This is a genomic window from Streptomyces sp. NPDC017993, assembly GCF_044328065.1.
Taxonomy (GTDB): domain Bacteria; phylum Actinomycetota; class Actinomycetes; order Streptomycetales; family Streptomycetaceae; genus Streptomyces.
Window position 1 is genome coordinate 249,291 of record NZ_JBIRGO010000011.1, and the last position, 21,515, is coordinate 270,805.

The window sequence follows — 21,515 nt, forward strand, 5'->3', positions numbered from 1 at the left end:
CGGCGGCCGCCCGGTCCCGACCATGTACGCACGCACGGAGGACCACCGATGTCCCAGCCCCTCATCGGCATCAGCACCTACCAGGAAGAGGCCCGGTGGGGGGTGTGGACGCTGCCCGCGGCGGTGCTGCCCGCCGGGTACCACCGGCTGGTGCAGCGCTCGGGCGGGCTGGCGGCGCTGCTGCCGCCCGACGCCCCCGCCACCGCCGCGGCGGCCGTCGCCCGGCTGGACGCCCTGGTGATCGCCGGCGGCGCGGACGTCGAACCGGCACGCTACGGCGCGGAGCCGCACCCCAGGACCGGGCCGCCCGCGGTGGAACGCGATGCCTGGGAACTGGCGCTGATCGACGCCGCCCTGGCGCGGGAGCTGCCGCTGCTGGGCATCTGCCGCGGGCTCCAGCTGCTGAACGTGGCGCGGGGCGGAACCCTCCTCCAGCACCTGGAAGGACACACCGGCCCGCCCGGCGTCTTCGGCCGGCACGACATCGAACCGGTCGCCGGGACACAGCTGAGCAAGGCACTGCCCGAGCCGGTGTCCGTGCCGACGTACCACCATCAGGCGATCGACCGGCTCGGTGACGGGCTGATCCCGTCGGCGTACGCGCCGGACGGCACCATCGAGGCGGTGGAGCTGCCGCCGGAGGCGCACGGCTTCGCCCTCGCCGTGCAGTGGCACCCGGAGGCCGGGGACGACACGCGGGTGATGGACGCACTGGTGACGGCGGCGCGCGGCTGATCCACTGGGGCCGGGGCACGGCCGTCGGCGGCGTGCCCAGGATTTTGAGGAGCCCCGATGCCGCACCACCGGTCACCGAAGCGCCTGATGGAGATCACCACCGGGGTGTGGGCCGCCAAGGCGCTCGCCGAGGCGACCCGGCTGGACCTGTTCTCCCAGCTGTCGGCGGCGCCGGGCGCCACCGCCGGTGAGGTCGCCGCCCGCAACGGTCTCGCCGAGCGCCCGGCCGAGCTGCTGCTCACCGCCTGCGCGGCGCTCGGCCTGCTGCGCCGCGCGGGCGACGGCTACGCCAACACCCCGGAGGCGGAGGAGTATCTGGTGCGCGGCCGGCCGGACTACTTCGGCGACGCCGTGCTCTCCCTGGACCGCCGTTACGCAGGCTGGATGCGGCTGGAGGAGGCGCTGCGCACCGACTCCCCCACCAACTTCGACCCCGCGGCGAAGGAGTCGATGTTCGATCCGGAGGACACGGCGCTGACCGCGACCTTCTGGAAGAGCATGTACGCCCTCTCCGCCACCAGTGCCCGCGCGCTCGCCGCGGCGTACGACTTCTCCCCGGTGCGCCTGCTGCTGGACGTCGGCGGCGGCGGGGCGGCGTACGACATCGAGCTGTGCCGCGCCCACCCCGACCTCCGCTGCACCGTCCTGGACCTGCCGTTCGTCTGCGAGCTGACGGGCGAGGGGGTGGCCGCTGCCGGGCTCGCGGACCGTATCGCCTGCATGCCGGGCGACTTCCTGCGCGACGCCGAACTGCCCGGCGGACACGACGCGGTGCTGCTCTCGCAGATCCTGCACGACTGGGACGAGGCGACCAACCGGCTGATCCTCGACAAGTGCTTCGCCGCGCTGCCCTCCGGGGGCCGGATCCTGATCAGCGAACTGCTCGTCGCCGACAGCAAGGACGGGCCGCTGCTGCCGGCGCTGATGAGCCTGAACATGCTGGTGAGCACCTGGGGGCGGAATTACACGGCGGCGGAGTACGGCCGGTGGCTCGCCGCCGCCGGGTTCGTCGACGTCACGACCGTGCGCTTCGAGGGTCCCGGCGCGGACGGTGCGGTGGTCGCGGTCAAACCGTGACGGCGGGCCCGGCCCCACCGGCGGTCGCTCAGCCGCGGAAGTCGTCCGCGACCCCGACCAGCAGGACCCGGCTCTCGGGCACCAGGGACCGCCAGCGGTGGGTGACGCCACCGGAGCAGTAGAGGGTGTCGCCCGGCCCCAGCCGGTGGCGGTCGCCGTCCGCCTCCGCCTCCACCGCACCCTCGATGACGTACATCAACTCGTCGTGCGGGTGCCGGAATGCGCGCTGCCAGTCGTGCCGCCCGGTGAACTCCAGGGCGTGCAGCTGCTGTCGGCCGCGCACCAGGGGCCGCACCCTGCCCCGGTCGCCGTCCTCGGGCACGGACGCCGAGTCGGCTCGGACCACATCGACCGTGCGCGGCCCGTCGGAGGCGGCGAGCAGCTGTACCGCGGTGGTGCCGAGGGCGTCGGCGATCCGCTGGAGGGAACGCATGCTCGGGCGGGCCCGGTCGTTCTCGACCTGGCTGAGGAAGGGCGCCGACAGACCGGTCGCGCCGGCGAGCGCGGCCAGCGTCAGGTCCAGGGCGCGGCGCCGCCTGCGCACCTCCGCACCGACCCGGGGCGCCTGCCCCGCTCCGTCCTGCGGATTGTCCTCCGGTCCACTCATCCGTCACTCCTTATTGCTCCGTTCACAGGGCTGCAACACCACGTTCCTAGCGTCTAGGCTGTTTGATCCCATCAAACAAAGTTTGACAAGGGGAATGATGACCACAGTCGATCAAAACACACGCCGCCGCCGGGGCACCGGCCTGATCGCGCTCGACGAGCAGGCCGGATACGGCGGTTACACCCTCTACGCACCGCTGACCGGCGGCGGCGAGGTCCTGCTCATCGATGTGCGCGGCACCGTCGCGCACCGCTGGCAGCTGCCGCACCGCCCCGGCCGGCACGCCCGCATCCTGCCGAACGGCAACCTCGCCTACAACGCCACCCTCCCGGACCAGGACGCCCTGTTCCCGATGTGGCACAAGTACCGGGGCGGGCTGATGCAGGAGATCGCCCCCGACGGCACGGTGCTGCGCGCCTTCACCGACCCGCTCCAGCACCACGACGCCCACCACTACGGCGACGGCCGCATCCTCTACACCGCCCTGGAGCCGCTGACCGGCGGGCGGGCGGCGGCGGTGCGCGGCGGCGTCCCCGGCTCCGAGCCGGGCGGCACCGTTTACGCCGACACCGTCCGCGAGGTCGACGCCGACGGCCGGTTGCTGTGGTCCTGGCGGGCGAGCGACCACCTGGATCCGGAGGAGTACGCCCTGCACCCGGACTACTCCCGCGAGCACTGGCCGCTGATCAACTCGGTGTTCCCTCTGGCCGACGGCAATGTCCTCGCCAGTCTGCGCAGTGTCTCGGCCGTGATCGTCATCAGCCGGGAGACGGGCGAGGTCCTCTGGCGGAGCGAACCAGGACTGGTCTCCCAGCAGCACCACCCCACCGAGCTGCCCAACGGCAACATCCTGATCTTCGACAACGGCGTCTTCCGGCCCGGTGTGGACGTCCCCTACTCCCGTGTCATCGAGGTCGAGCGGCCGTCGGGGAAGGTGGTGTGGGAGTACCACGACCCGGCGCGGGAGGCGTTCTTCGCGCCGTTCATGGGCGGCGCGCAGCGGCTGCCCAACGGCAACACCCTCATCACCGACTCCCCCGCCGGCCGGATCTTCGAGGTGACCACGCAGGGCACGCTCTGCTGGGAGTACGTCGTCCCGCAGTTCGGCAGCTATCGCGAGCCGGAGATCGGCGCGCTCTTCCCGTCCCTGAACAACGCGGTCTTCCGCGCCTACCGCTACGACGCCGGGCAACTTCCCTGGCTGAAGCGGCAGGTGTGAGCCATGGGCGCGCCCGAGCGCGGACCTGACGTCGCCCCGGTGGACCAGCTGCCGCCGCCGAGCCGGCTGCTGCCGCTCGCCGCGCAGCACGTCCTGGCGATGATCGCCGCACCCGTCTCCACGGTGTTCCTGATCTCCGCCGGGCTGCGGCTGTCCGCCGACCGCACCGCATCGCTGCTCACCGCGACCCTGGTGCTGTGCGGAGCGGGGGCGTTGCTGCAGTCCCTCGGCGTGCTGCGCACCGGCGCCCGGCTGCCGTTCATGATGCTGCCGGGCGGTGCGGCGGTCGCCATCTTCCTGCAGACGGCCCAGGAACACGGCGCGGCCACCGCCTCGGGCTCCGTCCTCCTCGCGGCGGCGCTGCTGCTGGCCGTACTGCCGGCGTACGGGCGGCTCGTACGGTTCTTCCCGCCTCTGGTGATGGGCACGACGGTGCTGGTCATCGGCATCACCATGATGCATGTCGCCGCCCCGATGGCGGTCGGCGGCAGCCGGCTCGCGCTGGTCACCATCGCCGCCACCACCCTGAGCTTCCTGCTGTTGCGCGGCGTCCGGCGGCAGCTGTCGGTGCTCATCGGTATCGCCGTCGGTACCGCGACCGCCGCGCTCACCGGCAGCCCCTTTCGCAGCGTCCCCGGCGAGTCGCTGTTCTCGCTGCCCCGCCTTCTGCCCTACGGCACCCCGCACTTCGACCTGCTCGCCGCCCTCCCGCTGATGCTCTTCGCCCTCGCCTCGCTGGCCGAGGCGACCGGTCAGACCGTCCTCAACTGCGAGACGGTGGGCCGCACCCCCGACCCGGCGCGCGATGTGCCGCGCACCGCCCGCGCGGACGCCGTCATCTCGCTCGGCGCCGGGCTGCTCGGCGGGTCGGTGATGGTGACCAGCGCGGAGAACATCGGCATCGTCCAACTGACGGGTGTGCGCAGCCGGTTCGTGACCGCCGCCGCCGGTGTGCTGCTCATCCTGTGCGGTGTGTTCGCCCCCGCCACCCGGCTCCTCGCCGCCCTGCCGCCTGCTGTGGTGGGCGGCGCGGCCCTGGTGATCTACGCGGTGATCGCCGCGATGGGCCTCGACATGCTCCGCCGCACCCACCTCGCCGACCGTGCCGCCTCGACGGTCGTCGCCCTCGCCCTGCTGGCGGGCCTCCTGCCGCTCCTGGCCCCGCAGTTGTACGCGCCGCTGCCGGGCTGGGCCCGCACCCTCGTCGGCAGCGGGGTGCCGGCGGCGGCCCTGACGGCCATCGCGCTGTCGGCGCTCTTCGGGCGGCTGGGCCCGCGGCCCGCGGTGGCATCCGAGACGAGCTGAGCCGCCCGCTACCGTAAGGCGGTCGATCGGCCGGTCGCCCGACCCGCGCCCGACCGGCAGCATCACGCCCCCCGCGTCAGCCCCAGCAGTTGCCTTGCCGGGCCCGCCGGACGCTGCCCGGACGGCCAGACGGCACGCAGATCGCGTCCCAGACGAAGGTCGCGGACCGGGATCTCCACCAGCCGGCGGGCGCTCAGCTCCTCGCCGACGGCGAGTTCGCTGAGCACCGAGGGTGCCGCCTCGCTGACGACGGCGGACTTCACGGCGGTGGTGGAGGCGAGTTCGAGCAGCGGCTCGGCCAGGCCGCCGTGCCGGGCGAGCGCCGCGTCCAGCACCTCGCGGGTGCCGGAGCCGCGCTCACGCAGAATCAGCGGGGTCGCGGCGAGTTCGGCCGCGGTCAACTCCGTACGCCGCCGGGACCAGGGGTGGGACGGCGCCGCGACCACGATCAGCCGGTCGTGGCCGATGACCGTGCCGTCCAGGCCCTCCGGCACCCGCAAGCCCTCGACGAACCCGAGGTCCGCCGCGCCCGTCAGCAGTCGCTCGGCGACCACGCTGGAGTTGCCCGCGAGCAGCGAGACGGCGGTGCCCGGACGCTGGGCGCGCAGCGCGATCAGCCAGCCGGGCAGCAGATATTCGGCGATGGTCATGCTGGCGGCGACCCGCAGCCGGGAGTCGCGCCGTCCGCGCAGCGCCTGCGCCCCCGCGTCGAACGCCTCGGCGGCCTCCACGACCCGCCGCGCCCAGTCGGTGACCAGCGCGCCCGCGTCGGTGAGCCGGGATCCTCGGGGCGAGCGTTCCACCAGCGCCACGCCCAGCTGCCGCTCCATGGAGCGGATCCGGCTGCTGGCAGCGGGCTGGGTGATCCCGGTCGCGCGGGCGGCCCGCCCGAGGCTGCCGAGCCGGGCCACGGCGAGCAGCAGCTCCAGCGCCCCGAGGTCCGGCACCCGGTGCGCCAACGGTCCTGCGAGCTCCGGCGCCCGGCCGTCCCGCGCGCCGGCCGGCTCCGCTCCGGGGCGCGGCTGCCCTCTGCCACCGCCCCGGGTCGTCTCCTCGCGTGCGGCCTCCCGGCCGTCCCCGTCACCACCCATAAGACCCACTACACATAACCTCAGCTTATGCCCTCATAGACACGACGTCCCTGGTGGCGGTCGACGAGGGCGAGGACGCTGATGTTCATGGCACTCCTCGCGCAAGCACCTTCGCGGCCCCCGGCCGCCCCCGACCACGGCGCCATCGAGCGCGCCTCCTCGCTCCGCCATCTCGGGCCGAACTGGTACGCCGCCGTGATGGGCACCTCGATCGTCGCCGCTGCGGGTGCGGCCCTGCCGCTCTCCGGACCCGGCCTGCGCGGCGTCTGGGAGGCCGTCTGGGTCCTGTCCGCGCTGATGCTGGTGACCCTGCTGGCCGCCCGGACCGTGCACTGGGTACGCCACGGCGACCAGGCCAGGCGCCATCTGCTGGATCCGGCGGTCGCGCCGTTCTACGGCTGCCTTGCGATGGCGCTGCTCGCGGTCGGCGGCGGTGCGCTCGCGGTCGGCCCCGGCGTGATCGGACACCGCGCGGCACTCGCCGTCGATGTGGTCCTGTGGAGCGTGGGCACCGCGGCCGGCCTGGCCGCCGCCGTGACCGTCCCGTATCTCATGGTGACCAGGCACCGCATCGCGGCGGACAGCGCCTCACCGGTGTGGCTGCTGCCGCTGGTCGCACCGATGGTCTCGGCCGCACTGGGCCCGGCCCTGGTGCCGGCACTGCCGCCCGGGCAGTGGCAGCGGGTGATGCTGCTGGGCTGCTTCGCGCTGTTCGGGATGTCGCTGCTCGCGACGCTGATCGTGCTGCCGCTCGTGATGGCACGGCTGTTCCGGCACGGCCCGCTGCCGCTCACGCTGACCCCGGCCCTGTTCCTCGTGCTCGGGCCGCTGGGCCAGTCCACCACCGCCGTCGGTCACCTCGCCGACGCCGCCCCCGGGGTGGTGGACGCCTCCGTGGCGCAGGCGATGGGTGCCTTCGCGGTGCTCTACGGCGTCCCGGTGATGGGCTTCGCGCTGCTGTGGCTGGCGCTCGCCACCGCGATGGTGGTGCGCGCGTTCCGCGACGGTATGCCCTTCGCCATGACGTGGTGGGGCTTCACCTTCCCCCTCGGCACCTGCGTCACCGGCGCCGCGGGCCTCGCCGGGCACACCGGCCTGGCCGCATTCGACTGGCTCGCGACCGCCCTGTTCGCCGTCCTGCTGACGGCCGTGGCGGTGACGGGCACCCGCACCGTCCTGGGTCTCGCGCGCGGCCAACTCCTCGCCCCTCCGCAGCCGGTGACCCGTTGACGGCCGGCGCCCTCACCGTGCCGCGGCCAGCGCCGCCGTCAGGGTGGCCGGGGCGGTGACCAGCGACGGGCCGTACCAGGTGACGTCACGCCCGCTGACGAGCGCGGCCGGGAGGCCGGGGAACGCCTCGGGGCCGTCGTCGGCGGTGAAGCGGTACGGCTCGTCCGGCAGCACGACGAGGTCGGCGGCCCGGTTGTTCAACTCCTCGACGGGGATCCGCGGATAGCGTTCGGCGTGCCGCCCGTAGAGATTGCGTACGCCCAGGCGCACGAGCAGATCGCCGGCGAAGGTGTCCCGGCCCAGCACCATCCACGGCCGCCGCCAGATCGGCACCACGGCCCCGAACTCCGGCCGCCTGGGCAGCAGATCCCGCCAGGCGGCCTCCGCCGCTTCCAGCCAGTCGGGCCTGGGCAGACCGCAGCCGTGCACCAGTACCCGCGTCAGCTCGCGCAGCGCCTGGTCCAGGGTCCGGATCTCCGTGACCTGGACGGCCACGCCGGCGGAGCGCAGCGCGGCGATGTCCTGCGGGCGGTTCTCCTCCTCATTGGCGATCACGAGGTCGGGGGCCAGGGCGATGATCCGGGCGGTGTCGGGGTTCTTCGTCCCGCCGATGCGGGTGACGTCGAGTCCGGTGGGGTGGCTGCACCAGTCGGTGGCGCCGACCAGCAGTTCGGGGGCGCAGGCCGCCACCGCCTCGGTGAGCGAGGGGACCAGGGAGACCACGCGCCGGACGGCGCCGCGAGAGGACATCGCTCCACCTTATGCGTCCGCCGCCGGACCGGGCGGGCCACAGGTGCCCGCGCCCGGGGCGACGTGGGGTGCGAAGTCGCGGGTCAGGAGCGGGCGTTGACGCCGCGGCGGAGCAGATAGGCGGCACCACCGGCCAGCGCGAGCAGGGCAAGGCCGCCCGCCGCCTGGCTCGCGTTCACCCCGTCGACCCGGCCCCCGCGCACGGTGACGGTCTCGGTGAACCGCCCGCCGCCCGTCCCGCACTCGATGGTGACCTGGTAGCGGCCTGGCGTGGCGCCCACGGCGACCATGGCCTCGGCTGCCATCCCGTGCTCGCCCGGCTGGAGGACCACCGAGCCGAAGAGCGTCGAATCCGCCCTGGCGCCGCCGGCCGCGTCGCACCTCTTGCCGTCGCTGATGGTCACCCGCTGACCGGCCGCCATCGGATCCGGATCGACCTGCGCCGACGCCGGGGGCGCGGCGGCGGCCAGGGTGGCGGCGCTGATCAGGGCGACGGCGGCTATGCGCGCAGGGTTCACGGTGGTCTCCTGCGCCGGCCGCGGCCGCGGCGGTCGCGAGGGATGACCGGCACCCTAGGAGCGAACCACCGATCCGGAGGCGTCGCGACGCGGGCGCCGCCGGTCGGTGGGCGCCGTGCTCCATCGGAGCGACCCCGCCCGCGTCCCGGCGGAAGACGGCCCCGGGACGGCCGCGGCCCGGCCCCGCAACGGCAGGACCGCCCACTGCCACCTTTTACAGGACGCCGGACAGCTGCGACTTGCCGGCCACCGGCGCGCTCTCCCGGCGGGTCCGAAGCACCGCTCTAAGCTGCGCACATCGGGAAAGGTGCCCAGCCGGAAAGCGCAGGAAGCCATGCTTGCCTTCACCGTCATCGCGGGCATTCTGTTCCTCTGGGTCGTCCTCTCCCGCCGGCTGGCGCGATGGAGCATCACCGCCCCGATCGCCATGATGGCGACCGGTATCGCCCTGACCAGCGGTTCACACCCCCCGCTGGAATTCGACCTCGACACCCCCGACTTCGAACACGCGGTGGAAGTCGTGCTGGCGCTGCTTCTCTTCATCGACGCCACCGAGGTCCCCAAGGGGGTCATCAAAAGGGAGAAGGGGCTCGTCATCCGCCTCCTCGGCGGTGCGCTGCCGCTGGCCCTCGGCGTTGCCTTCCTGACCGCCTACGCCTTCTTCCCCGAGCGGCCCGGATGGATCCTGGCGGTCCTGGCGACCGTCGTCGTCCCCATGGACCTGGCCCCCACCTCGGCCGTCGTACGGGACACGAGGATCCCGGCGCGGCTGCGCGAGGTCCTCAATGTCGAAGGGGGCCTCAACCACGGGATCATCTCGCCGGTGTTCCTCCTGTGCATCGCCGCCGCTGTCGAATCCCGCACCAGGAGCGCCGATTACGCCGAGGCCCTGCTGGACGCGGTCGGCTCGGCGGCCTGGGCCGTCGGCGTCGGCTCGGTCATCGGCTACGGGGCCGGGTGGCTGCTGCGCCGTTCCTGGGCGAGGGGCTGGACGCAGCTGTCGGCGACAAGGCTCGGTGTCCTGGCCGTTCCGGTGGCCGCCTTCACACTGTCCTCCGCGGCCGACGGCAACGGCTTCGTCGCGGCCTTCGTCGCCGGCGTCTGCATCGCACCGGCGATGCGCCACCTCCCGGACGACGCGGTGAACATGACCGACGACCTGGCCGCCCTGATGTCCCTCGCGTTGTGGTTCGTGTTCGGGCAGCTCGTGAACGACGAGTTCTGGGACGGGTTCCACCTCTCGGTGATCCTTTACGCGCTCGTCGCCGTCACCCTGGTGCGTACGCTCCCCGTGCTGCTCGTGCTCGCGCGTACGGGACTGCCGCTTTCCGACAAGTTGTTCCTGGGATGGCTGGGCCCCAGGGGCGTGACGTCGATCGTCTTCGGGCTCCTCGCGGCCGACGAATTGCCCCATCACAGCGGCGATTTCCTGGTCCGGGTGATGGTGATGACCGTCATGATCAGCATCGTGCTGCACGGGCTGAGCTCCGAACCGATCGGTCGGGCCTACGCCCGCAGCACGCGTTCCCGGACGGATACCCCCGCCCCGCCGGGGACCTGACCGGCCGCCCGGCCGCTGACCCACATGGTCACGCGCCGGTGGACCCGACGTCCGCAAAAAAGCGGCGAGCCCCGCCTCCGGTCTGCTGCCGGAGGCGGGGCTCGCCGTGCCGCGATGCGTGCCCGGGGTACGGGGCACGCGGTGCGGCGGCTACTTCACCGGGGCCATCTTGTCGACGATGCCCGGGTGGGCGTCGATCCACTTCTCGACACCCTTGTCCTCGTTGCCCTTGCCGGCGTCCTGGATCGCCTTCTCCAGGCTGCCGAGCTGGTCGGCGCTCATCTTCCAGTTCTTCAACCAGCCGTTGAACTCCGGGAACTTCTTCGGGAAGCTCTTGTTGCCGATCGACTTGATCTGGTTGTTCGCGCCCCAGGTGCCCTTGGGATCGGCGAGCTTGGTGAGCTTGTACTTGCTGTACGCCCAGTGCGGGGACCACAGCACGACCGCGATGGGCTCCTTCTTGGCGTAGGCCCGGTCCAGCTCGGCGAGCATCGCGCTGGTGCCGGCCTCGGTGACCTGGAAGTCGTCGAAGCCGTACTCGGGTGCGACGACGCTCTTGAGGCGCTTCATCTCGCCGGTGCCCGGCTCGATGCCGATGATCTTGCCCTTGAACTCGTCCTTGTGCTCGCGCAGGTCGTCGAGGGTCTTCACGCCCTTGACGTAGGACGGCACCGAGATCTCCAGGGACGTCTTGTCGTACCAGGCACCGACGTCGACGAGATCCTTCTTGTACTTGTCCCAGTACTGCTTCTGCGCGACCGGCAGCCAGGCATCGGTCTCCACGTCGATCTGGCCGGTGGACAGGCCCGTCCACATGGGGCCGACGTCGAGATTGCGGATGCGGGGCTTGTAGCCGCGCTTCTCCAGGACGTTCTTCCACAGGTAGGTGGTGGCGATGCCCTCGTCCCACGCCGGGTAGCCGATGTTCGGGGCCTTGCCCGCGTCCTTGCCCTTGGCGTAGGCGGCGTTGGCGGACGGGGCGAGCTTGTCGACCAGCCCCGGGTGCTGCTTGAGCCAGGCGCGCACACCGTCCTGCTCGTGGCCCACGCCGGCCTTCTTGATCTCGTTCTCCAGGCTGGTGAGCTGCTTCTCGTCCATGTGGAAGTTCTTCATCCACTTGGCGACCTGCGGCTCGTCCTTCGCGAAGCCCTTGCGGCCGAGCATGTGCAGGCTGTCACTCGCGCCGAAGGAGCCCTTGGGGTCCTTGAGCTTGGTCAGCTTGTACTTGTCGTACGCCCAGTGCGGGGACCACAGCGTGACGGCGATCGGCTTCTTCTCGTGGATCTTGCGGTCCAGCTCGCTGAGCATCGAGGAGGTGGAGGACTCCTGCACCTTGTACTCGCCGTCCAGACCGTAGTCCTTCAGGACCTTGTCCTTGAGGATCTTCATCTCGCCGGCGCCCGGCTCGATGCCGGTGATCTTGCCGCCCAGCTCGCCGGACTTGCCCTTGAGGTCGTCCAGGGTCTTGACGTCCTTCATGTAGGACGGGACCGCGATCTCCAGGGAGGTCTTGTCGTACCAGGTGCCGAGGTCCTCCAGCTTGTCCTTGTACTTCTTCCAGTACGACGCGTGGGTCGTCGGCAGCCAGGCGTTGCTCTGGACGTCGATGTCACCACGGGCCTGGCCGGCGAAGAGCGGACCGGCCTCCAGGGCCTGGACCTTGGGCTTGTAGCCGCGCTGTTCGAGGATTTCCTTCCACAGGTACGTGGTGGCCTTGCCCTCGTCCCAGTTGACGTAGCCCAGGCTGACCGGCCGGCCGTTGCCGTCCGTGGTGCCCTTGGCGCCGCCGTCCTTGCCGAGGAAACCCATGCCGCCGGCGAGCAGCGCGAGGACGACCACACCGACCATCGCGACCGAGGTGGCCGGCTTCCACTGGAGAAACTTCATCCCGCCGAGTGCGGCCTGCGCCTTGGCCAGTGCGCGGCGGCCCAGCGGGGAGACCCGCTGGTTGAGCGCACCGGTCATCCGGTCCAGGTACATGGCGAGGATGACGACCGCGAGACCGGCCTCGGCACCCAGCGCCACATCGACGGAGCTGATCGAGTTGTAGACCGAGCCGCCCAGTCCGCCGCCGCCGACCATGCCCGCGATGACGACCATGGACAGCGCCAGCATGATGACCTGGTTGATACCGGCCATGATCGTCGGCAGTGCGAGCGGCAGCTGCACCCGGAAGAGGGTGCGCCGCGGGTGCGTACCGAATGCCTCGGCGGCCTCGACCAGTTCCTCGTCGACCTGCCGGATGCCCAGCTCCGTCATGCGGACGGCGGGCGGCATGGAGAAGACGATCGTCGACACGATGCCGGGGACGACACCGAGGCCGAAGAAGAGGATGCCGGGGATGAGGTAGACCATCGCGGGCATCGTCTGCATCAGGTCGAGGACCGGACGCAGCGCGCCGCCGACGACCCGGCTGCGGGCCGCCAGGATGCCGAGCGGGATGGCGACCGCGACCGTGATGAGGCAGGCCACCAGCACCAGGGACAGCGACGACACCGTCTCGTCCCACTGCTCGATCGAATCGATCAGGGCGAAGCCGATGAAGGTGAGCAACGCGGCGGGCAGTCCGCGCAGCCACCAGGCGATGACCGCGAGGATCCCCGCGAGGATCAGCGGCTCGGGGCCGGCGAGAACCGTGTGGATCGCGTTGTAGAGCGTGGTGAGCACGCTGGTGACGAAGTCGAAGAGCCAGGCGAGGTTGTCGCGCAGCCAGTCGACGGCGGCACTGACCCAGCTGCCTATCTGAACTCTAGGCACCGGTGATCACCTTGTCCTCGGGCTGGTTGTCGTCGGAGGCGCCGTCGGCCTGCTTGCTCACGGAGGCGTCCTGGTGGCCGGCCGGCGTCTTGGGGTCGACGGCGTCGGCCTGCGCGGGCACGGCCGGGGCGCTGTCCTGCGGCGCGGGCTCACCGAGGACGGCGAGCAGCCGTTCGGCCGGGACGGCGCCGACGAGCTTGCCCGCCGCGTCGGTCACCGCGACCGGGACGGAGCTGGTGGAACAGGGGGTGAACAGCTCGACGAGGGGGGTGTCGAGCCCGACCGTGGCGGACGCGGCGGCGCGGAACTCGTCGGCGCCGGCGAACTTCTCGCCCAGCACGGTGTCGACCTCGACCATGATGGCGCCGGCGGTCAGCACCCGGGTGCGGTCCACGTCCTGGGTGAAGGAGGCGACATAGTCGTTGGCCGGCGTGACCAGGATGTCCTCGGCGCTGCCGACCTGCACGATCCGGCCGTCACGCATGACGGCGATCCGGTCGCCGAGGCGCATCGCCTCGTTGAGGTCGTGGGTGATGAAGACGATGGTCTTCTTGAGGGTCTTCTGCAGCTCCAGCAGCTGGTCCTGCATGTCACGGCGGATCAGCGGGTCGAGCGCGCTGAAGGACTCGTCCATCAGGAGCAGATCGGCGTCGGTGGCCAGGGCGCGGGCGAGGCCCACACGCTGCTGCATACCGCCGGAGAGCTCGTCGGGCCAGGACTTCTCCCAGCCCTTGAGGCCGGTGAGCTCCAGCGCCTCGGTGGCGCGCCGGGTCCGCTCGGCGCGGGGCACGCCCTGCACCTCGAGGCCGTAGGCGGCGTTCTCCAGCACACTGCGGTGGGGGAAGAGCGCGAAGTGCTGGAAGACCATGGAGATCTTCTCGGAGCGGACCTTGCGCAGTTCCTTGTCGCTGAGCGAGGTGAGGTCCTGGCCGTCGAACCGGACGGTCCCGGCGGTCGGCTCCAGCAGCCCGTTGAGCGTGCGCAGCAGCGTGGACTTGCCGGACCCCGACAGGCCCATGACGACGAAGATCTGGCCTTCGTCCACCTCGATCGACGCATCGATCACCGCGGCCGTGGTGCCTTCGGCCCGCAGATCGTCGCGGCTCACGCCGTCCTCGAGCCGTCGCACCGCGTCCTCGGGTCGTCTGCCGAACACTTTGTACAGGTGCTCGGCTTGCAGCCTGGACACATGAACCTCTCTTGTCGAACGGGGACGACCTGCCACCCCCGCAGGCAGGTCGTGGAGCGAGACGGGTTCGGCCCGCCTTTACCGATAGAAAAGTTGAAATTCATACCGGGTTCGTTCCGGGTGCGCACCTGCCCTGGCGTGATCGGCTCAAACGCGACCGTGTTCCAGCTCACATCGGGTTGACGTTTGGCGTGTACGGCATCATGCGGGATGTGACTCGACGCCTGATGCTTCTCGATACCGCCTCGCTCTACTTCCGCGCCTACTTCGGCGTACCGGAATCGGTCAGGGCCCCGGACGGCACCCCGGTCAATGCGGTGCGCGGCCTGCTGGACTTCATCGCCCGGCTCGTCCAGGACCACCACCCCGACGATCTCGTCGCCTGCATGGACTTCGACTGGCGCCCCCAGTGGCGGGTCGACCTGATCCCGTCCTACAAGGCCCACCGGGTCGCCGAGGAGGCTCCCGAGGGCTCCCCGGAACCGGACGAGGAAGAGATTCCGGACACCCTGTCGCCGCAGGTTCCGGTCATCGAGGACGTGCTCGACGCCCTCGGCATCGCCCGCATCGGCGCCGCGGGCTACGAGGCCGACGACATCATCGGCACGCTGGCCGGCCGGGCGCGCGGCCCGGTGGATATCGTCACCGGCGACCGCGACCTCTTCCAGCTGGTCGACGACCGGCGCGGCATCCGCATCCTGTATCCGCTCAAGGGCGTCGGCACGCTCCAGGTCACCGACGAGGCGCTGCTACGGGAGAAGTACGGCGTGGACGGACCGGGCTATGTCGATCTGGCCCTGCTGCGCGGCGACCCCAGCGACGGCCTGCCGGGCGTGCCGGGGATCGGCGAGAAGACCGCGGCCAAGCTGCTGGACGCGTACGGGGACCTGGCGGGCATCATCGCCGCGGCCGACGACCCGTCATCGAAGGTGACGCCCGCGCAGCGCAAGCGGCTCGTCGAGGCGCGTCCCTACCTCGCGGTCGCCCCGACGGTCGTCAAGGTGGCCACCGACGTTCCGGTGCCGGACACCGACCCCGCGCTGCCCTCGGAACCGGCCGATCCCGAGCGCCTGGACGCGCTGGCCACGCAGTGGGGCTTGGGCGGATCTTTGCACCGGCTGCTCCTCACGCTCCAGCGGTGAGCTGTTAAGTTAGGTAAACCTAATTAACCGAAGCGCCCTGGGGAGAACGCCGTGGCAGCAGACCGTCCGGCCCGTAAGAAGCCCGCACTGCACCGCGGGCGGGTACTGCGCACCGAGCAGCTCACCCCGCACATGGTCCGGGTGGTGCTCGGCGGCGAAGGACTCGCGGAGTTCACCGCGGGCGAGCACTCCGACCACTACGTCAAGCTGGTCTTCCCGCTGCCCGGCGTCAGCTACCCCGAGCCGTTCGACATGACCCGGATCCGCGCCGACTTCCCGCGCGACCAGTGGCCCAGGACCCGTACGTACACGGTGCGCTCCTGGGACGCCACGGCCCGCGAACTGACCGTCGACTTCGTGGTGCACGGCGACGAGGGGCTGGCCGGGCCGTGGGCGGCGGCGGCGAAGCCGGGCGAGGAGATCCACTTCCTCGGCCCCGGCGGCGCCTACCACCCCGAGGCCGACGCCGACTGGCATCTGCTGGCGGGCGACGAGAGCGCGCTCCCGGCCATCGCGGCCTCCCTGGCCCGGGTGCCCGAGGGCGCGCGGGTGCACGCCTTCATCGAGGTGGCCGGCCCGGAGGAGCGCCAGGAACTCACCGTTCCGGCCGGCGCCGAGATCACCTGGCTGCACCGCGAGGGCGCCCCGGTGGGCCGCGAACTGGTCGCGGCCGTCCGGGAATTGACCTTCCCGGACGGCCGGGTCCAGGCGTTCGTACACGGCGAGGCGGGGTTCGTGAAGGAGCTGCGCCGACTGCTGCGGGTCGAACGGGGCATCCCGCGCGAGGACCTGTCGATCTCCGGCTACTGGCGCGCCGGCCACGACGAGGACGGCTGGCAGGCCTCCAAGCAGGACTGGAACCAGCAGGTGGAAGCCGAGCAGGAGTCCGTCCGGGCGGTCGCCTCCTGACCCGCACCACCATCCGTCACACCCGCACGAGGGCGCCCGTCACTCAGGCGTGTCCGCTTCCCCGGACCCGCCGGGGGCGCCCTCGTCGTATCTGCGGGCCGAGCTGTCCACGTGTGCGAGCCGGCGCATCCCGCTGAGCACGGCGTCCCCCAGAACGGTCCCCACCACCACACCTTCGACGATGCCGTCCACCTCCACGTGGCGCCCCGCGAAGTCGAGGTCCGCGGCGGCGACCTGCTCGCACGCGTCGGCGTAATCGTCCAGCACCTCCTCGAACGCGCCGTGGCCGATGCCCCGGAAGGTCGCCAGCGCGACGGCGATCGTCTCGATGGACGGATGGTCGGGCCCCACCCGCCAACCGCGCCGCCGGACCAGCTCGGTGACCGTGTGCCTGGCCTCCGCCAGCCCATCCGGCTCGCCCGCGGAGGGCGGCGTGATCGCGTGCTGCGCCGCGCCCAGCACCTTGTGCACCGGCTCCTCCGGTGAGTCCACGGCGGCCAGCACCTCGCGCACGGCCGAGACCGACAGCCCGCCGACGTCCATCAGCCCGCGGATCAGCCGCAGCCTGCGGGAGTGCGTGTCGTCGTAGCGCGCCTGGTTGGGGCTGGTCAGCCGGCCCGGGGGCAGCAGCCCCTCACGGACGTAGTACTTGATCGTCGGGACCGCCACGCCCGTCTCCCGACTCAGTTCCCCGATACGCATCTGCTGCCTCTTCCGTCCGGACCCGCGTCCCGGCCCCTCGCACACCCGGGTGTCCCTCGCGCTTCCCGGCCTTGCCAATCGACTCCCCATCATAGATAGTCCTGCTATCAGATAGCGGTAAGCGCCACTATCTATTCTGTAGGGGGATTCGCATGTCCAGATACCGTTCGCTGCTGGCCTTCTCCTGGGGGATGGCGGCGCTCGCCGTCGCCTGTGCGGTCGGCCTGATCGTCGACGACCGGGTCCTGGTCGGCGCGCCGATCTGGTGGAAGCCGTTCAAGTTCGCCGTGTCCTTCGCCGTCTACGGCCTCACCCTCGCCTGGATGCTGTCCCGGCAGACCACCGCGAGCCGGACCGCACGGTGGGCCGCGCACGCCGTCGTCGTCTCCGGGCTGACGGAAATGGTCATCATCGCGGCACAGGCCCTGCGCGGCCGCCGCAGCCACTTCAACGTCGAAACCCCGCTGGACCAGCTCCTGTTCAGCATCATGGGCATCACCATCGCGGTCCTGTGGGTGGCCACCTTCGTCATCGCGGTCATCCTGTGGCGCGCGCGACTCGGCGACCGGGCCACCGATTGGGCGATCCGGCTCGGCCTGCTGATCGCGCTGGCGGGTCTGCTGCTCGGCGGCCTGATGGTGGGGCCCACTGCGGAGCAGCAGGCCGCGGGCGATCTCGGCACCGTCGTCGGCGCCCACAGCGTGGGCGTCCCGGACGGCGGTCCGGCCATGCCGCTCACCGGCTGGAGCGCCACCGGCGGTGATCTGCGCATCCCGCACTTCCTCGGCATGCACGCCCTACAGGCCATCCCGCTGTTCCTCTACGCCCTCGAGGCGCTTGCCGGACGCTTCACCCGGCTGCGGGACGAGTCGGTACGACTGCGGCTGGTGCAGGTCGCGGCCGGGTGCGTCGCCGCCCTGGTCGCGCTGGTGACCTGGCAGGCGCTGCGCGGTGAGCCACTGCTCCAGCCGGACGCGGCGACTCTCGGCGCCCTCGGGGTCCTCGCCCTGGCCACGGCGGCCGGGACGTACACGGCCGTGCGGCGACGCCCTGCGACCACCGGCGACAACGCCCTGCCCCTGCCCCTCGACAAGGAACTGACATGAGCGACAGCGCCCTCTTCGACCTGGCCTTCTACCTGGCGGCGCCGTTCTGGGCGCTGCTGATCCTCGCCCCGGGCCGGCGGTGGACCGACCGGATCGCCGCCTCCCCGCTGCCGATGGTGCCGGTCATCGCCGTCTATCTCGCGCTGGCACTCCCGGTGTTCCCGCACCTGTGGGCCGCCGTCAGCCGCCCCGACCTGGCCGGATTCCAGGAACTGCTGGCCCTGGGCGGCGGCGCAGGTGCCATCTGGGCCCAGGTCATCGCCTGGGACCTGTTCCTGGGCCAGTGGATGTACCGCGAGGCGCGCACCCTCGGCATCCACCCCCTGGTGATGGGGCCACTGCTGCTCCTGACCGTGGTCCTCTCCCCCATCGGCGTACTGCTCTTCCTCGGCCTTCGCGGGGGCCTGCGGATACGGGCACGGCGGCGCGCGGCGCACGGTGAACCCGTCCTCGGATGAGGGGAGTTCGGGTGGGATGGCGGCGGCGGGCCCGTATCTGCGGTCGGCCGTCGCCACCGGCAGTACGAGCCGGGCCCTGGCCACGAGCTGACGAGGCGCCACCCCGGCGCCCCCATAACGAGGTTCGCCCGCCCCACCGCCGTCGGCCCGGCGGCACTCCGTCCGCCCCCACACCGGCTGACGGCGGCCGATAGCCTGCGGCCCAACACACACGAGGCCATACATGGGGGAACCAATGGACCGTGGCGAGCGGGCAATCGGTGCCGTCGTCGGCACTGCCGTGGGCGACGCGCTCGGGGCGCCCTTCGAATTCGGGCCGGCCGGTTGCTACACAGCACGATTCCCGGACGGGCGGGGGGAGATGCACGCGGGCGGCGGCTGGGACCTCGGCGAGGCCACGGACGACACACAGATGGCCGTGCTCACCGCCCAATCGCTGCTGGAGCGCGGCGACCTGGACCTCCACGATATCTTCCGCCGCTTCCAACGCTGGGCCGCGGCCGGTCCGAAGGACATCGGACTGCAGACCGAGGCCGTCCTCGGCAGCGGACTGCCCTGGGACCGCGCCGCGGACGCGCACTTCGCGACCAACGCGCGCGCGGCGGGCAACGGCGCCCTGATGCGCGCGGCCCCGCCCGCCGTGTACTTCGCCCGGCAGGGCACCGCCGCGACCATGGACGCCGCCCGCCGACTGGCCTCGCTCACCCACGGCGACCCAGCGGCGTGGGAGGGCAGTGCCCTCTTCCACGAACTGCTCCGCGTCGCCCTCGACGGCGGTGATCCGCTCGCCGCGGTGCCCGACGCGCTCGCCGCCGTCCACCCCGACCACCGTGAGCGCTGGGCCGTCATCCTGGCACCCGACTGGCACCCGTCGGCGGCCACCGAGTTCAACGGTGCGGTCTGGCCGTGCCTGGGATCCGCGCTCTGGGCTCTGCGCACCACCGGCTCCTTCGCCGACGCGCTGGGCGCCGCGATCGACCTCGGCGGGGACACCGACACCGTCGCGGCCGTCACCGGCGGGCTCGCCGGCGCGGTCCATGGAGCGGCCGCGATCCCGGACCGCTGGACGCGCCCCCTGCACGTCCCGCTGCCCGGCTTCGGCGACACCCCCCTCAGGGCCGACGACCTCACGCTGCTCGCCGGGCGGCTGCTGCGAACGGCCGCCTGAAGCGGGGCCTGCCCGGGGCCCGGTTCAGTCGTGGTGGAAGACCTCCCGCATCGGCGTCCACCACTCCCCCGGTACGGCACCATCGGTCTGCTCCTGGCAGGGGTCGGTGTGTCGCCACCACTCCTGGGTCACCGGGTCGGCGGCCATCCGGGCCATGTCGGCGGCGTAGTCGTCGCCGACGTACTCGACGTAGGAGAACAGCACCTCGCCCTGGAGAAAGATCGAGTAGTTGCGGAGGTTGCAGGCGGTGATCGTCGCCAGCACCTCCGGCCACGCCTCGGCATGCAGCCGCAGGTACTCCTCCCGGTGCTCCGGCCGCAGCCGGATGACCTTTCCGAAGCGCCGCACCGGGGCGCCGTCCCGGCCGCTCCCGGGCCGACCGCCGTCCGCCCTGGGGGCACCTTCCCCACCCGCCGGCTCCGTCACCGCACCCTCCCTCTCGCCGCGCGCACCGGCTGATCGCCCTGCGCTCTCCCGCCCGTCTCCCTCATACGGGAATCGTGCACCGGCGGCCCCTGCCCGTACACCCCGTTCGGGGCCGGCGCGCCGTCCGACCCGAACCCGCCGCTTCGCACCAGGACTTGGTTGACGTGGCCGCCAGCTCCTGTTCCACTGACCTCATGCCTCCTCAGCAGCGGCTGGTCACCCGCGACCACATCGACTTCGGTCGCGTGTGGTCGGCTTCCTGTTGCCGCTGACTTCTCCGTAGCGCACCACCCGCCCCGTACGGCGCTCACGTACGCATGCCTGACCTACGAGAAGACGAGGCCCTACCCATGCCTGTCGAGTTCCTCGGCATTGCCGCGACCAACGACGGTTCCGAAGTCACCCCCCGCTCCGGCGCGTCCTTCGACAAGGACTACACGCTCAAGCTGGCCCGCGCCCACGAGGACCACGGCTGGGACCGGGTGCTGTTCGCCTACGGCTCCGGCTCACCGGACCCGTCCCCCGCCGCCGCCTACATCGCCGCGCGTACCGAGACCCTGCAACTGCTGGTGGCGCACCGCCCCAACGTCTCGTACCCGACGTTCGCGGCGAAGACCTTCGCGACGCTGGACCACATCAGCGACGGCAGGCTGGCCGTGCACTTCATCACCGGCGGCAACGACCACGAGCAGCGCCGTGAGGGCGACACCCTCACCAAGGACGAGCGCTACGACCGCACCCGCGAATACCTCCGCGTGGTCAAGAAGATCTGGACCACCCACGAGCCCTTCGACCACGAAGGCACGCACTACCGCTTCCACGACTTCGTCTCCGACACCTTCCCCGTCCAACAGCCGCATCCGCAGGTGTCGTTCGGCGGCTCCTCGCCCGCGGCGTACGCGGCCGGCGGCGCCGAGGCGGACATCTACTGCCTGTGGGGCGAGCCGCTGGCGCAGACCGCCGAGCAGATCGCCTCGGTCAAGGCGGCCGCGCGGGCCGCGGGCCGCACCGACGCCCCCAGGATCCAGGTCGCCTTCCGGCCGATCATCGCGCCCACCGAAGAACTGGCCTGGGAGAAGGCCCATCGCACCCTGGAGCGCATCAGGACACGCAAGGCCGGCGGGCCGCTCAGCCGTCGGCATCCCCTGACGGCACCGCAGAACGCCGGATCCCAGCGGCTGCTCGCGGTGGCCGCGGACGGCGAGCGCCACGACCGGGCGCTGTGGACACCGACCGCCGCCGAGACCGGGGGGGCCGGCAACTCCACCGCTCTGGTCGGCACCCCGGAGACGGTCGCGCAGGCCCTGCTGGACTACTACGACCTGGGCGTGGACATCCTCTCCGCCCGCGGCTACGACCTGCTCGACGACGCGATCGACTTCGGCCGCCATGTCATCCCGCTCGTCCGCGAGGAGGTCGCCAAGCGGGACGCGGCACGGAACGCCGTCCGGGGCACCGACAGGAACCCCGACGAGAACGCCGACGGGGCCGCGGCCCGACGCGCTTCGTAGAAAACGGCGAGGGCGCCCGCCTCCCGCACACGGGAAGCGGGCGCCCTCGCCGGG

At 72.0% G+C, this 21,515-nt stretch carries 20 protein-coding genes; 12 read left to right on the top strand and 8 right to left on the bottom strand.

Features of this window, described 5'->3' with window-relative positions; all coding sequences use genetic code 11:
• The first annotated feature begins 48 nt into the window (after positions 1–48).
• Both ACH4FH_RS22100 and ACH4FH_RS22105 read left to right on the top strand, forming a co-directional pair.
• Positions 49–735, top strand: coding sequence for a gamma-glutamyl-gamma-aminobutyrate hydrolase family protein (locus ACH4FH_RS22100; protein ID WP_398557579.1), 687 nt, complete (start codon positions 49–51; stop codon positions 733–735).
• 57 nt (positions 736–792) lie between these two features.
• The gene (locus ACH4FH_RS22105) at positions 793–1,812 is read left to right on the top strand and encodes a methyltransferase (RefSeq protein ID WP_398557580.1); all 1,020 of its coding nucleotides are present in this window, start codon (positions 793–795) and stop codon (positions 1,810–1,812) included.
• 28 nt (positions 1,813–1,840) lie between these two features.
• On the opposite strand, the gene ACH4FH_RS22110 is transcribed toward ACH4FH_RS22105, so the two are convergent.
• The gene (locus ACH4FH_RS22110) at positions 1,841–2,419 is read right to left on the bottom strand and encodes a helix-turn-helix domain-containing protein (RefSeq protein ID WP_398557581.1); all 579 of its coding nucleotides are present in this window, start codon (positions 2,417–2,419) and stop codon (positions 1,841–1,843) included.
• A 97-nt stretch (positions 2,420–2,516) separates the two neighbouring features.
• Here ACH4FH_RS22110 and ACH4FH_RS22115 point away from each other — a divergent pair, with 97 nt between their 5' ends.
• Both ACH4FH_RS22115 and ACH4FH_RS22120 read left to right on the top strand, forming a co-directional pair.
• Positions 2,517–3,638 carry an arylsulfotransferase family protein gene (locus ACH4FH_RS22115; RefSeq protein WP_398557582.1) on the top strand — a complete coding sequence of 374 codons (1,122 nt, stop codon included), beginning with the start codon at positions 2,517–2,519 and terminating at the stop codon, positions 3,636–3,638.
• Positions 3,639–3,641: 3 nt separating this feature from the next.
• Complete coding sequence (locus ACH4FH_RS22120; protein WP_398557583.1) at positions 3,642–4,943, top strand: uracil-xanthine permease family protein; 1,302 nt, start codon at positions 3,642–3,644, stop codon at positions 4,941–4,943.
• A 62-nt stretch (positions 4,944–5,005) separates the two neighbouring features.
• Here the strand turns inward: ACH4FH_RS22120 and ACH4FH_RS22125 are convergent, their stop codons facing one another.
• A complete protein-coding gene (locus ACH4FH_RS22125; RefSeq protein WP_398557584.1) occupies positions 5,006–6,034 on the bottom strand; it encodes a LysR family transcriptional regulator in 1,029 nt (342 codons plus the stop codon).
• A gap of 87 nt (positions 6,035–6,121) precedes the next feature.
• On the opposite strand from ACH4FH_RS22125, the gene ACH4FH_RS22130 reads away from it, so the two are divergent.
• A complete protein-coding gene (locus tag ACH4FH_RS22130; protein ID WP_398557585.1) occupies positions 6,122–7,264 on the top strand; it encodes a TDT family transporter in 1,143 nt (380 codons plus the stop codon).
• 12 nt (positions 7,265–7,276) lie between these two features.
• On the opposite strand, the gene ACH4FH_RS22135 is transcribed toward ACH4FH_RS22130, so the two are convergent.
• A complete protein-coding gene (locus ACH4FH_RS22135) occupies positions 7,277–8,014 on the bottom strand; it encodes a helical backbone metal receptor (protein WP_398557586.1) in 738 nt (245 codons plus the stop codon).
• Between the two features lie 83 nt (positions 8,015–8,097).
• Positions 8,098–8,532 carry a hypothetical protein gene (locus ACH4FH_RS22140; RefSeq protein WP_398557587.1) on the bottom strand — a complete coding sequence of 145 codons (435 nt, stop codon included), beginning with the start codon at positions 8,530–8,532 and terminating at the stop codon, positions 8,098–8,100.
• Positions 8,533–8,866: 334 nt separating this feature from the next.
• Between ACH4FH_RS22140 and ACH4FH_RS22145 the strand changes: the two genes are divergently transcribed.
• The gene (locus ACH4FH_RS22145; RefSeq protein WP_398557588.1) at positions 8,867–10,093 is read left to right on the top strand and encodes a cation:proton antiporter; all 1,227 of its coding nucleotides are present in this window, start codon (positions 8,867–8,869) and stop codon (positions 10,091–10,093) included.
• Positions 10,094–10,243: 150 nt separating this feature from the next.
• Here ACH4FH_RS22145 and ACH4FH_RS22150 read toward each other — a convergent pair whose 3' ends face one another.
• Both ACH4FH_RS22150 and ACH4FH_RS22155 read right to left on the bottom strand, forming a co-directional pair.
• Positions 10,244–12,850, bottom strand: coding sequence for an ABC transporter permease/substrate binding protein (locus ACH4FH_RS22150; protein WP_398557589.1), 2,607 nt, complete (start codon positions 12,848–12,850; stop codon positions 10,244–10,246).
• Positions 12,843–14,039, bottom strand: coding sequence for a glycine betaine/L-proline ABC transporter ATP-binding protein (locus ACH4FH_RS22155; protein WP_398557590.1), 1,197 nt, complete (start codon positions 14,037–14,039; stop codon positions 12,843–12,845). The genes ACH4FH_RS22150 and ACH4FH_RS22155 overlap by 8 nt, the downstream gene beginning before the upstream one ends.
• A 227-nt stretch (positions 14,040–14,266) precedes the next feature.
• Here ACH4FH_RS22155 and ACH4FH_RS22160 point away from each other — a divergent pair, with 227 nt between their 5' ends.
• Together ACH4FH_RS22160 and ACH4FH_RS22165 are read left to right on the top strand one after the other, a co-directional pair.
• Positions 14,267–15,181 (top strand): 5'-3' exonuclease H3TH domain-containing protein, encoded by a 915-nt coding sequence (locus ACH4FH_RS22160; protein WP_398557631.1) that lies wholly within the window; start codon positions 14,267–14,269, stop codon positions 15,179–15,181.
• A gap of 51 nt (positions 15,182–15,232) precedes the next feature.
• Positions 15,233–16,090, top strand: a complete 858-nt coding sequence (locus tag ACH4FH_RS22165) for a siderophore-interacting protein (protein ID WP_398557591.1) — start codon at positions 15,233–15,235, stop codon at positions 16,088–16,090.
• 39 nt (positions 16,091–16,129) lie between these two features.
• Here the strand turns inward: ACH4FH_RS22165 and ACH4FH_RS22170 are convergent, their stop codons facing one another.
• Entirely contained in the window at positions 16,130–16,792 is a 663-nt protein-coding gene (locus ACH4FH_RS22170) for a MerR family transcriptional regulator (RefSeq protein WP_398557592.1), read from the bottom strand.
• Between the two features lie 191 nt (positions 16,793–16,983).
• Between ACH4FH_RS22170 and ACH4FH_RS22175 the strand changes: the two genes are divergently transcribed.
• From ACH4FH_RS22175 to ACH4FH_RS22185, 3 genes are all read left to right on the top strand, one after another.
• Positions 16,984–17,898 carry a hypothetical protein gene (locus ACH4FH_RS22175; protein WP_398557632.1) on the top strand — a complete coding sequence of 305 codons (915 nt, stop codon included), beginning with the start codon at positions 16,984–16,986 and terminating at the stop codon, positions 17,896–17,898.
• Positions 17,895–18,356, top strand: coding sequence for an ABA4-like family protein (locus tag ACH4FH_RS22180; protein ID WP_398557593.1), 462 nt, complete (start codon positions 17,895–17,897; stop codon positions 18,354–18,356). Before ACH4FH_RS22175 ends, ACH4FH_RS22180 begins: the two co-directional genes overlap by 4 nt.
• Before the next feature lie 235 nt (positions 18,357–18,591).
• Positions 18,592–19,524 (top strand): ADP-ribosylglycohydrolase family protein, encoded by a 933-nt coding sequence (locus ACH4FH_RS22185; RefSeq protein WP_398557594.1) that lies wholly within the window; start codon positions 18,592–18,594, stop codon positions 19,522–19,524.
• A gap of 24 nt (positions 19,525–19,548) precedes the next feature.
• Here ACH4FH_RS22185 and ACH4FH_RS22190 read toward each other — a convergent pair whose 3' ends face one another.
• Positions 19,549–19,872, bottom strand: a complete 324-nt coding sequence (locus ACH4FH_RS22190; RefSeq protein ID WP_398557633.1) for an L-rhamnose mutarotase — start codon at positions 19,870–19,872, stop codon at positions 19,549–19,551.
• A 428-nt stretch (positions 19,873–20,300) separates the two neighbouring features.
• Between ACH4FH_RS22190 and ACH4FH_RS22195 the strand changes: the two genes are divergently transcribed.
• Positions 20,301–21,461 (top strand): LLM class flavin-dependent oxidoreductase, encoded by a 1,161-nt coding sequence (locus tag ACH4FH_RS22195; RefSeq protein ID WP_398557595.1) that lies wholly within the window; start codon positions 20,301–20,303, stop codon positions 21,459–21,461.
• Positions 21,462–21,515 lie beyond the last annotated feature (54 nt).